Here is a 12,329-nt window from a genome sequence, read left to right on the forward strand (position 1 = left end):
ACGGCCGTAAAAGCAGGGATCTGCTCATCGCCTGTACTTTCTGTTTGTGTGTGTGATACCGCAGGCAATCCCTGTCGCACGGATGGTTGCGCTACGGACAATGTTACTTGCTCCATCTGCGTGTTGTAGGTAATATTCAAATTATAAAAAAGCTGCGGCGCATGTGCGCCGCAGCTTTTTTATTGCTTATGTTTGCAGCATCGCCAACACCAAAACCGTTAGTTCATGTCGCGTCCCGGCTTATTCCACGTCAAGCGCCTGCTGGTGCTTATGCTGCTGTTGTTACCTGCCGGCCTGCTGGCCGCAGATCCTTTTGTGAAAGTGATCGGTATTGAAAATGGTTTGTCTAACAATGCCGTCACCTGTGTATACCAGGATTATAAAGGCTTCATGTGGTTCGGCACTTTCGATGGCCTCAATAAATTTGATGGCAGCCGGTTTACGGTATTCCGCAACAGGATCGGCGACAATGCCTCGCTGAAAGGTAACGAGATATATACCATCGCGGGCGATGGAGAACATAATCTCTGGATTGGCGGGAGGAATGGCATCAGCGTATATCACTCTGGCCGGCATTATTTTTCGTCGGCGCGTTACCAGCCTTATGGCGCGAAGAAAGCGGCAGATATCAATTTCCCTGTTACCAATATCCTGGCAGATAGAAAAGGTACGATCTATGCCGGATCGGAGAGAGGCGGCCTGCTCGTATTCGCCCCCGGCAGCGATACCGGCTATCAGATACCCCTATACGAAAATGGACATTATACCGCCAGCAGCCAGGTAACAGCGCTCACGCAAGATCAGCACACGGGCGTGATATGGGTGTTCATACAGGATAAAGGCCTCTGCACCTATCGGGATGGAAAACTAAGCTGTGTGAGTAACGTGATGCGGCAAGGCAACTGCCTGATAACAGATGCCGCCGGCAACCTCTGGATCGGTAACGACAATGGCCTGTATCACTACGATGTAAAAACGGCAGCGATTAGCAGCAATTATACCGATGCCAATCATAAAGTATCCTCGCTTTGCATCGATGCCAAAGGTAAACTATGGATCGCCTCTGATGGCCGGGGCGTTTATACGCTTGAAAAAGATGCCGCCAGGGCGCAACCCTTTGTGGCGGCCGATGGCGAGCCACTGGTGAACAGCAGCGCGGTATACGCCATCTATGAAGACCAACAGTCGCGCAAATGGATCGGCACACTGCGTGGGGGCGTGAACGTGATAGCGCCACAGCAAAGCCCATTCACCACAGTGCTCTACAAAGAAGAAAAGCCCGGTAACCCCAACCGCAATTTCATCCTCTCTTTCTGCGAAACACCCAATGGCGATATCTGGATCGGCACCGATGGCGGCGGCCTGCGCTGCTGGAACCGCAATCGCAATACGTACAAAGTTTACACGCATGACCCGCATAACAGCAGCTCGCTCGCCAGCAATTTTGTGACAGGCATCGTCAGCGATGCCGCACAACAACTATGGGTATCCACCTGGATGGGCGGCGTAAGCCGCTTCAACAAAGCCAAGGGCAGCTTTGTGCATTATACCTGCTTTAACACCCATACCAACAAGGAAGAAAAGAAAGTATGGTTCCTGTATGAAGACCGCCACAAGACGCTCTGGGCCAGCACCAGCAACGACGGCACGCTATACCGCTTCAATAAAAGCGCCGACCGCTTCGAGCTGTTCGACAAAAATATCGTGAACATACAATGCCTCGCGGAAGACCAGGCCGGCAACCTTTGGGGCGGCAACTATTCATCTCTCATAAAAATCGATACCCTCCATAAAAAACATATCGCCTATCAGATCGGCTACACGGTGCGCAGCATCCATGAAGACCGGCAAGGGAATTTCTGGATAGGCACCCAGGGCGGCGGCCTGCTGTTGTTCAACAGAACAACGGGAACGTATAAACGCTATGATGAAGATAATGGTCTTGGTGGCAACACCGTGCTGCGCATGCTGGAAGACAAGGCCGGTAACCTCTGGCTCAGCTCTTTCGCCGGCCTGCTGCGCTTTGATGCCCGCGAAGGAAAGTTCAGGAGCTTCTCCATTTCCGACGGGCTGCAAAGTAATCAGTTCAGCTTCAATGCCGCACTGGCGCTGCGTTCCGGCGAGTTCCTCTTTGGCGGCATCAAAGGCTTCAATATCTTCTTCCCCGACAGTGTGCGCACACAGGCGCGCCCGGCAGATATTTATCTTACCGGTATACAGGTAGACGGGCGCCCCCTCGAAACCAATAGCAGTTTTATCACGGAGCGGACATTGGAGAACGTGCACAAGATCACCATTCCATACAACCGTTCCGCTGTAGCGCTCAGTTTTGTAGCGCCGGAATACAGTGCGCCCGACAAGATCCGTTACGCCTATTACCTGGATGGCTGGGATAAACACTGGAATTACAGCAACAATATCAATACCGCCAATTACTCCCGCCTTGAAGAGGGCAGCTATGTTTTTCGTATACGCGCTACCGATGCCCTCGGGCGCTGGGGCAGCGAGGTGCAGGCGCTTCGCATCACGGTGCTGCCGCCCTGGTACCGGAGTTGGTGGGCCTACCTGCTGTACATCAGTATGGCGATGGGCGCCGTATGGCTATACACCCGCTACACCGCGCGCCAGCAGCGCCTTCAGTACGAAATAAAACTCACGCGCCTGGCCCGGGAAAAAGACAAGGAGCTGCATGAAAAGAAAATATCTTTTTTCACCAATATCTCCCATGAGTTCAGGACGCCGCTCACGCTCATCATCAACCCCGTGAAAGAGATGGTGGGCAAGCATACGCAGGTGGAAAAAGAATTGGGCACCATCTACCGCAATGCCCGCCGCCTGCTAAGTTTGGTGGATCAGCTGCTGCTGTTCCGCAAAGCCGACAGCGGTGCGGACTCGCTCAAAATATCCCGGCAGGATATCCATGCGCTCTGCCACGAGGTGTTCCAGTGTTTTGTGCAGCAGGCCAAAGCAAAAAATATTCAATATCATTTTATAGCTGCCGCCACGCCGCTGGAATTATATCTTGATCAGGAGAAGATAGAGATCGCGTTGTTCAATTTATTATCCAACGCATTCAAGTTCACACCGGAAGGCGGGGTGATTGAACTGAAGATACGGGAAGAAGAACAGCGGGTGATGATTGAGGTAGATGACAGCGGTTGCGGGATAGCAGGAGAAGACCGGCAGCGCATTTTCGAGAAATTCCGGCAGATCGCCCACAAAGGGCCACAGAAGGGCGGTTTCGGGATCGGCCTTTACCTGGTGAAACATTTTGTGGAGCAGCATCACGGCCAGGTAGTATGTACCGATGCGCCCGAAGGCGGTGCGCGCTTTACCATCACCCTGCTGAAAGGCGATGCCCATTTGCCCGCAGATCATATGGTGGAAACATCATCACTCAGCAGCTCTGGCCTGCTGGAAGAGCTGGTGGAAAATACCGAACAGCCCACAGCGCCGGAGACGATTGTGGTAAACCACAAAGGTAAAACCGCGGAAGAAGTAGTGACCAACAAAAAATCCATCCTGCTGATCGACGATGATCCCGAGATCAGCGCTTACCTGCGGCAGCTGTTCCATGCGCAGTACCTGCTGTACACGGCGGCTGATGGCATCGAAGGTTTCCGGCTGGCGCAGGAACATGCGCCGGATCTCATCATCACAGATATCAGCATGCAGGGCATGGATGGCCTGGAGCTGTGCCGCAAAATCAAACTATCGGAAAACCTCGGGCATATCCCTGTGATATTGCTCACCGGCACCACCGATGCGCAGGTAAAGCTGAAAGGCATCGAAGGCGGTGCGGACGATTACATCACCAAGCCTTTCGACCGGGAGCTGCTGCTGGCCCGCGTGGAAACGATCCTGAAGAACAGGGGGCTGCTGCAACGCTATTTCCTCGATAACATCACGCTGCGGGAAACGACCGTGAAAGTGCCCGCCGAGTACCGCGACTTCCTCAAAAAATGTATCGAGGTGATAGAAGCCAACCTGGATGCCGAAGATTTTAATATCAAGAAATTTTCAAGACTGATGGGCATGAGCCATTCCGGTTTATACCAGAAAGTGAAATCCATCTCAGGGCAATCGCTCAATGCCTTTATCCGGTCTATCCGTTTGCGGCGGGCGGCGGTGCTGATGCTCACCGATAACCTGAACATCGGTCAGGTAGCTTTCCAGGTGGGCATCAGTGATGTGAAATATTTCCGGGAGCAATTTGTAAAGCTCTTTGGAATGACCCCATCAGAATATATCAAGCGGTACCGCTTCTCCTTTAACCAGGATTGTAATGTAATTGCACAGCAGGAAAGATAAATGAGGGCCGCAAGGCCCTTTTCTGTTAGTTTGTCCCCCTTTTTTCGTGATTTACCCCCCTCGTGTTGCTGCCTGATCGGCCTATTTTGCGGCCAATGAATTCCATGGCAGGTGAAAGACTTATCCCGCCGCTGATGTCAACCAACACAAATTTTCAGACTAAAACCACGTCTTCATGAAAGGACAGTCACGTTCCTTAAATCCACGTCCGCTGCACCGTCATTGGTGCATGCTCTTATGTTATTGTATGCTGCTTTGGAGTGTGCCAGCGCTGGCACAGCAGCCCATTACCGGAACGGTAAGATCGGCTGATGGCCCCGTACCTGGCGTAACCGTTATTGTAAAAGGCACTAAAACGGCCACGCTCACCGGCGGGGATGGCAAGTTCGCTTTGAATGCCGGCGACAACGTTACGCTGGTATTCTCGCATATGAGCTATGCCACCAGGGAAGTGGCCATCACGCCGCAGCTGCGCACCGGGCTCGATATCCAGCTCGAATCCCGCAATGCCGACCTTGGCGAAGTGGTGGTAGTAGGTTATAATACCCAAAAGAAAGCCACGCTCACCGGCTCCATCTCCGTAGTGAAAGGCGCCGATATGCTTAAAAGCCCGCAGCCCAACGTATCTAACTCGCTGGCAGGGCGCTTCTCCGGCATCGTGATCAACAACCGCAGCGGAGAGCCCGGTTATGACGGCTCTTCCTTCACCATCCGCGGCCTCGCCACTACCGGCAACAATGATGTGCTTATTGTGGTAGATGGCGTGCCAGGACAGGTAGGCGGATTGGAACGCCTCAATCCAAATGATATTGAAAGCATCTCTGTATTGAAAGACGCTTCCGCCGCCATCTACGGCAGCAGGGCGGCCAACGGCGTAATACTCGTTACCACCAAGCGTGGTAAATCAGGCAAGCCGCTGATCTCCGCCAGCTTCAACCAGGGCTTTTCATCGCCCACCCGCCTGCCTAAAATGGCCGATGCGGCAACCTATGCCGCCATCAACAATGAGATCGACTACTACAACAATCCCGCTGGCGGCATGTTCCAGCACTATACTGCTGATGAGATCCGCAAGTTCGCCGATGGCTCCGATCCGCTCAATTATCCCAATACCGATTGGGCGCGGCAAACACTGAAGAAAACGGCGATGCAGCAGCAGGCGAATGTTTCTGTCTCCGGCGGTTCCGAGAATGTACGCTATTATGTATCTACCGGTATGCTGTCGCAGGATGGCCTTTACCGCAATGGCGCTACCAAATACAACCAGTACAGCTTCCGCTCCAATATTGATGCAAACATCACGAAAGATTTTCGTGTAGGCTTGTACCTTTCCGGCAGGGAAGAAGACCGCCGTTTCCCCACCACGGGCGCCGGTGATATCTTCCGTTCTATCTACCGCGCTTATTCTACCATCCCTGCGATCTATCCCAACGGCCTGCCATCCATTGGCATCGAAGGCAACAACCCCGTGATGATGGCCACAGATGCGGGCGGCGTGAACCGCAACCCCAAACAGGTGTTCAACGGCATCCTCAAAGGAAGCTATGATATCCCCGGTGTAAAAGGATTGTCGGTAGATGGATTTATGGCGGTAGATAAATCCTGGAACTTTGGTAAATCATTCGCTACGCCGTATGTGGTGTATTCTTATGATAAAGGCAGCAACACCTATAATCAAAGGATTGTAGGCGGCTCCTCCGGCGCAGCTACGCTCAATGAAAGCCAGGATAATATGTCGCAGGTAACCACCAACATCAAACTCAATTACCTGCGCAGTTTTGGTAAACACAATGTCAACGCTTTTGCGGGCTACGAACAGAGCACCATCAAACGCGAACAGTTTGGCGCTTCCCGCCTGAACTTCCCCACCACGCTCACTCCTGAGCTGTCGCAGGGCGGTACCGCTGCTACGGATAAAGATAACTCGGGCAGCAGTTATAATTTCACGCGCAAAAGCTACATCGGCAAGGTGGCATACGATTATGCCGAAAAATACCTGGCCGATCTGCAGGTGCGTATCGATGGTTCTTCTATCTTCCCGCCGGGCAACCGCTATGGTACCTTCCCCGCAGCATCAGTAGGGTGGCGCATTTCGCAGGAACCCTGGTTCCATGGCATCAGCTTCGTGGACAACCTGAAACTGCGCGCTTCTTATGGCGCGCTGGGTAATGATAACGTAGCGCTGTTCCAGTATTTCGATAACTATTCTTTCAATAACCAGTTTGTATCTGGTTCCAGCATCACGCCCGGTATTGATCTTACCAAGCTGGCCAATGCCAACATTCACTGGGAAGACGCGCGCAAGGCGGATTTCGGCATAGAGGGTACGATCTTCAAAAATATCTCCTTTGAATTTATCTATTTCCGTCAGCAGCGTTCCAATATCCTGGCGGTGCGCAACGCCTCTATTCCCTGGGTATCCGGCATCGTGAATCCTTATGGCAGCGATCCGCTGGTGCCTTCTGAAAATATTGCCAAGGTAAACAGCAATGGTTTTGAAGCAACAGCAGGGTATGATCATCGCCAGGGGAATTTCCACTACGGCGTTTCCGGCAACTTCACCTTTGCAAAAAGTAAAATTGTGTTCATCGACGAAGCGCCCGGCGTGCTCGAAAGTCAGCGCCAGACGGGCCGTCCGCTCAACACCTATCTCCTGTACAAAGCCATCGGCATCTATCGTTCACAGGATGAGATCAACAAATCTGTTCACCTGCCTGGCGCACAACCGGGCGACCTGATCTATGAAGATATTAATGGAGATGGAAAGATCACCGCAGATGACCAGATCAGAACGAAGTATGGCAACATCCCCGAGATCACTTATGGTATCAATTTGTATGCAGCGTATAAGAATTTTGACCTGTCGATGGTATGGGCCGGACAAACGCATGTAAGTCAATATGTGCTGCCGGAATCCGGTACTGTCGGTAATTTCTACAGCAGCTGGGCCGACAACCGCTGGAGCCCCAACAATCCGAATGGCAGCTATCCACGTGTGGATACCCGCGCCTCTTCTTCCGTGAACGGTGGATTGTACCCCAGCACCTTCTGGCTCAATGACGCTTCCTTCTTACGCCTGAAAAATATCGAGTTGGGCTATAACCTGCCGCCATCGCTGATCTCCCGCGTGAATATGCAATCATTGCGCGTATACGTGAACGCTTTCAACCTGCTCACTTTCACCCGTGTGAAAGACTATGACCCGGAAGGCAGCAGCGGCAGCGGGCAGTTCTATCCGCAGCAGCGTATTGTTAATATAGGCGTAAACGTTAGGTTCTGATCTTAAATAAATAATGACCATGAGAACATACCATATAATATATATCCTTGTTGTGATGATGATCGCGGGCAGCGTCACTTCCTGCAAGCGCGACTTCCTGGATATCAGTCCTACGGATAAGGTATCGCAAGGCTCGCTGCTATCGGACTCCCTGCTGTTTGAAGCCTTTGTGGTGAACCGTTACCTGGGCGTGAAATTGCAGGACAAAGAAGATATCCCCGGCTTTGGCAGGGGCTTTACCTGGGCCATGTGGAGCTCTCTCTCCGATGAAGCCATCTATAACAACGACGATAACACCTGGCTCATCGTGCGTGGGCAGCTGGCGCCCGAAAACCTCGGTATTGCCGGCACCGTATGGGGCAGGAGCTACCGCAGCATCCGCGAGTGCAACTACGCGCTGCAAAATGTCAGCAAAGTACCGATGAGCGAGGCGCACCGCAAGACGCTCACGGCAGAACTGCGTTTCATCCGCGCCTATCGCTACTTCGACCTGGTGATCAACTACGGCGGCGTAGTGCTGATGGGAGATAAAGTATACAATCTCACCGATAATCTCGCAGACGATGCCCTCTTCCAGCGCGCTGCCATCAAGCCTTGCGTGGATTATATCCTCGCCGAGCTGGATGCCGCCGCTGCCGGTTTGCCCGCTGCCAACAACGACAGCTGGAAACTGGGCCGCGCCACCAGCGGCGCTGCTATGGCCCTCAAAGCCAGGATGGCATTGTATGCCGCCAGCCCGCTCTATAATGCCGGTACCTGGGCTGCCGCCGCCGCTGCCGCCAAAGCAGTAATAGACCTTAACCGCTACAGCATCTACACCGGCGGCTATGCAAAGCTCTTCCTCACGCCGGATAATAATGAGATCATTTTTGAAAGACTGTATACCAAAAATGCATCTCACTTCCCGCTGGAAATTGCTTCCGCGCCTAATGGCTACGGCGCCTGGGGCGGTAATACGCCCTTGCAGAACCTCGTGGATGACTATGAAATGAACAATGGCAAACCGATCACCGATCCTGCTTCCGGCTACGATCCGCAGAACCCTTATAACAACAGGGACCCGCGCCTGGCAGCTTCTATCCTGTATAATGGCGCACAATACAGAGGCCGCGCAGTAGAAACATTCCTGCCTGGCGGTAAAGACAGTAAAGATGGTAATGAAAACTGGAACACCTCCAAAACAGGTTACTACATGCGCAAGTTTCAGAATGATGATTATCCGATCAACAATCCCTGGGATGTAGCTGGTTTCCAGCCCTGGATCTATATACGCTATGCAGAGATACTGCTTGATTATGCAGAAGCGCAGAACGAAGCCGCCGGCCCGGATGCTTCTGTATACAATGCGGTGAACCAGGTGCGCCAACGTGCAGGCGTGAACATGCCGCCGCTGCCTGCGGGATTATCACAGGCTGATATGCGTACCCGTATCCGCAACGAAAGGAGGGTGGAGCTGGCCTTTGAAGAACACCGCTTCTATGATGTGCGCCGCTGGATGATCGCGATGACGACTGAAAACGTGCCGGCCTACGGCATCGATGTAGCGAAGAACGGTACTACGTTCACGTATACACGAAAAGTGGCGCTCACCGGCCGCAGCTTCCAGCAGAAGCATTATTGGCTGCCTATTCCCCGCGCGGAAATACAGGCATCCAATAACAGGCTGACGCAGAACAACGGATACTAAAACCCACTTTATGAATAAGTTGTTTGTTTCTTTCCTGATCACCCTGTGCATCACAGGCTGCACTAAAAAATTGTCTGATACCAATCCGGCCGATGCCGCTAAACAAAAAAATACCGGCGCCCAGGTGGGCGTGCTAACACGCACGTCCACCGCGGATTTCCGGGGTCTCAACTGGGCCGCCCAAGGCGACAACTTCCAGAATGGGGCCGTAGTGCCCAGCGGCCTCGATTCCAATGCCAGCTACGCCGCCACCAAAGCGGCAGCCGGCAATATCATAGACGGCTTTATACAACGAGGGGCTAACACCGTTCGCATGCCGGTAAACCCATACAGCGTGGCCGGCAACTGGTGGAATGCCTACACCGCCGCCATCGATACCGCCACTGCCAAAGGTTTGAAGGTGATACTCGCTTGCTGGGAAGCCGCCAACTCCCGCGATGGCCTCATCGATAACACCACACAGTTCTATGCGATGTGGCAGACCATCGTGAACCGCTATGGCACTAACGGTAACGTATACTTCGAAATCTTCAACGAGCCGCATGGCTACAGCGCGTCGGCATTGACGAACCTGTATGCCGACTGGCTCTCCCGCTACCCGGCGGCCTCGCAGGACCACGTAGTGCTCGATGGCGTAGGCTATGCGCAGGACGTGAACACCGTAGGCGCCGATAGCCGCCTGACGAATTGTTTGCTGTCGTACCACAATTACACCTGGTTCAACAACAGCTTCAATACCACCGGCGATTGGGAATCCGCGATCGCGGGGATCAACTATCCGCAACGCACCGTGATCACAGAGGCGGGCATCCCCATGACTAACGGTAACGACTATCTCGGCGCACCTGGCACCAACCGGGATATCGCTTATTTCCAGGGTATCACCAACCGCGCACAGGCTATGGGCATCGGATTGGTGTACTGGCCAGGACTCGCCACCGGCGATGGTTACAGCCTGTTGTCGCTGAGCGGTACTGCGCTGGTGAATAACAATGCTTCCGGTTTGGCGCGACTGCAATTTGCCTGGGGCATCAACAGCATCACGCAGCCGGCAGGAAGTTTCGACAGCAATGCCTGGTACCGCATCACGTGCAGCCAGAGCAACAAATCGCTGGATGTGAATGGTTCCTCCACCGCCAACGGCGGCGGCCTTGTGCAATGGGATTATTGGGGCGGCAACAATCAGCAATGGAAGATCAACAGTTTAGGTAATGGCGTATTTTACATCACCAACCGCAACAGCGGCAAAGCCATCGATGTAAATGGCAGCGCCACCACGGGCGGCGCTTCCATCATCCAGTGGGACTATTGGGGCGGCGCTAACCAGCAATGGAAGATCATCGATATCGGATTTGGCGCTTATGAGATCATTAACGTAAACAGCGGTTTGTCGCTGGATGTAAACGGCGCTTCCACCACCAATGGCGCCAATATCATCCAATGGCCCTGGAGCGGTAATCGCAACCAGCAATGGCAGATCGTGAAGTTGTAAATATTTTTTAGGTAGATGAAGAGCAGGATCATACTGATGACCAGTCTGCTGCTGCCCGCATCGCTGCTGGCGCAGGAGCAGATACATATCATTACACACCCGGAAAAAACATATCAGCAGATAGATAATTTCGCTGCATCGGATGCATGGTCGGGCCAGTTCACAGGTAACTGGCCTGATACCAAACGCCAGGCTATCGCCGATCTTTTGTTCAGCGCGGATACGCTGCCGGATGGCAGTCCCAAAGGCATTGCATTGTCTATGTGGCGGTTCAATATCGGCGCAGGCAGCGCAGCGCAAGGCGATAATAGCGGTATCAAAGATGAATGGCGCCGCACGGAGTCCTTCCTGGATGCCCATGGGCAATACCACTGGAACCGCCAGCAGGGCCAGCTATGGTGGCTGAAGGCCGCCAGGCAACGCGGCGTGAAACAGTTCCTCGGATTCCTGAACAGCCCGCCCGTAGTATTCACCAGCAATGGCAAAGCCTTTGCCACCGACGGGAAATGCAATCTCGATACGGCTCACTATCACGCCTATACGCAGTTTATTGCCCAGGTGATCAAAGGCGTGCAGCAAAGAGCTGGCATCACTTTTAATTATGTGAGCCCGGTAAATGAGCCGCAGTGGGATTGGAGCGATGGCGGGCAGGAAGGCAATCCCTATAACAACGAACAGATTGCAGGTGTGGTGAAGTCTTTGAGCAAAGCCTTGCAGGCGGCGCATCTCCCCGCCAAAATATTGATCACGGAATCTGGTAAGATAGATTACCTGCTGGCCGATGGCGACAAGCCCGGCAAAGGCAACCAGGTGAATGCTTTCTTTCAGCCTGGCCAGGCTACGTTTGTCGGTAATTTGCCGCAGCTGAGCCGCACCATCGCTACGCACAGTTATTTCTCTACCTCGCCGCAAAGCGCCGCAGTGGCGGTTCGGCAGCAAGTGGCCGACCGGGTGAAAGCCATTGGCAACCTGAAAGTGTGGCAATCAGAATACTGTATCCTTGGCGATAATCATGGCGAGATCGATGGCAGCAAACGTGATACCGGCATGGCCGCCGCCTTGTACGTGGCACGTGTGATACACACCGATCTTACCGTGGCCAATGTTTCCGCCTGGCAATGGTGGCTCGCTATCTCTCCCTATGATTATAAAGATGGCCTGATCTATATTAATAACAAGAAGACAGACGGTCATTATTACGATAGCAAGATACTCTGGGCATTCGGCAACTACAGCCGCTTTGTAAGGCCGGGGATGAAAAGGATCGGCGTTACGCTCAGCGGCGCAACAGATTGCATGGTATCCGCCTACCAACAACCCGGCAGCAAAGAAACCGTGATCGTGGTAGTGAATCCCGGCAAGGCTACCTATGAATGCCCGCTGAAAGCGGCCAGCATAGCGGCTTACGTTACCTCTGCCACCCAGCGTTTGCAGAAGCAGCGCATCACGCAACAGCAAGTGACCATCGCACCGGAAAGTATTACGACCATGATAATGAGAAATTAATGCCTGGCTCAGGATTATGATGATTGAAAGGATTACCAGGATTTTTTTACCAG

General features: G+C 53.1%; 5 protein-coding genes. All 5 read left to right on the plus strand.

Annotated elements, in window-relative coordinates:
• Positions 1 to 225 precede the first annotated feature (225 nt).
• Positions 226 to 4,311, plus strand: a complete 4,086-nt coding sequence (locus tag FPG75_RS06130) for a hybrid sensor histidine kinase/response regulator transcription factor (protein ID WP_143305883.1) — start codon at positions 226 to 228, stop codon at positions 4,309 to 4,311.
• 175 nt (positions 4,312 to 4,486) lie between these two features.
• The gene (locus FPG75_RS06135; RefSeq protein ID WP_143305884.1) at positions 4,487 to 7,591 is read left to right on the plus strand and encodes a SusC/RagA family TonB-linked outer membrane protein; all 3,105 of its coding nucleotides are present in this window, start codon (positions 4,487 to 4,489) and stop codon (positions 7,589 to 7,591) included.
• A 19-nt stretch (positions 7,592 to 7,610) separates the two neighbouring features.
• Positions 7,611 to 9,278 (plus strand): RagB/SusD family nutrient uptake outer membrane protein, encoded by a 1,668-nt coding sequence (locus tag FPG75_RS06140; protein ID WP_143305885.1) that lies wholly within the window; start codon positions 7,611 to 7,613, stop codon positions 9,276 to 9,278.
• Between the two features lie 10 nt (positions 9,279 to 9,288).
• Positions 9,289 to 10,770: an RICIN domain-containing protein gene (locus FPG75_RS06145; protein WP_143305886.1), complete on the plus strand. Its 1,482-nt coding sequence runs from the start codon at positions 9,289 to 9,291 to the stop codon at positions 10,768 to 10,770.
• Between the two features lie 15 nt (positions 10,771 to 10,785).
• Positions 10,786 to 12,276 carry a glycoside hydrolase gene (locus FPG75_RS06150; protein WP_143305887.1) on the plus strand — a complete coding sequence of 497 codons (1,491 nt, stop codon included), beginning with the start codon at positions 10,786 to 10,788 and terminating at the stop codon, positions 12,274 to 12,276.
• Positions 12,277 to 12,329: the final 53 nt, after the last annotated feature.

The organism is Chitinophaga vietnamensis (assembly GCF_902167635.1).
GTDB classification, from domain to species: domain Bacteria; phylum Bacteroidota; class Bacteroidia; order Chitinophagales; family Chitinophagaceae; genus Chitinophaga; species Chitinophaga vietnamensis.

Excerpts from the sequence above, each read along its gene's own strand:
- FPG75_RS06135 (WP_143305884.1), top strand. The coding sequence starts at position 4,487 with ATGAAAGGACAGTCACGTTCCTTAAATCCACGTCCGCTGCACCGTCAT.
- FPG75_RS06130 (WP_143305883.1), top strand. The coding sequence starts at position 226 with ATGTCGCGTCCCGGCTTATTCCACGTCAAGCGCCTGCTGGTGCTTATG.
- FPG75_RS06145 (WP_143305886.1), top strand. The coding sequence starts at position 9,289 with ATGAATAAGTTGTTTGTTTCTTTCCTGATCACCCTGTGCATCACAGGC.
- FPG75_RS06140 (WP_143305885.1), top strand. The coding sequence starts at position 7,611 with ATGAGAACATACCATATAATATATATCCTTGTTGTGATGATGATCGCG.
- FPG75_RS06150 (WP_143305887.1), top strand. The coding sequence starts at position 10,786 with ATGAAGAGCAGGATCATACTGATGACCAGTCTGCTGCTGCCCGCATCG.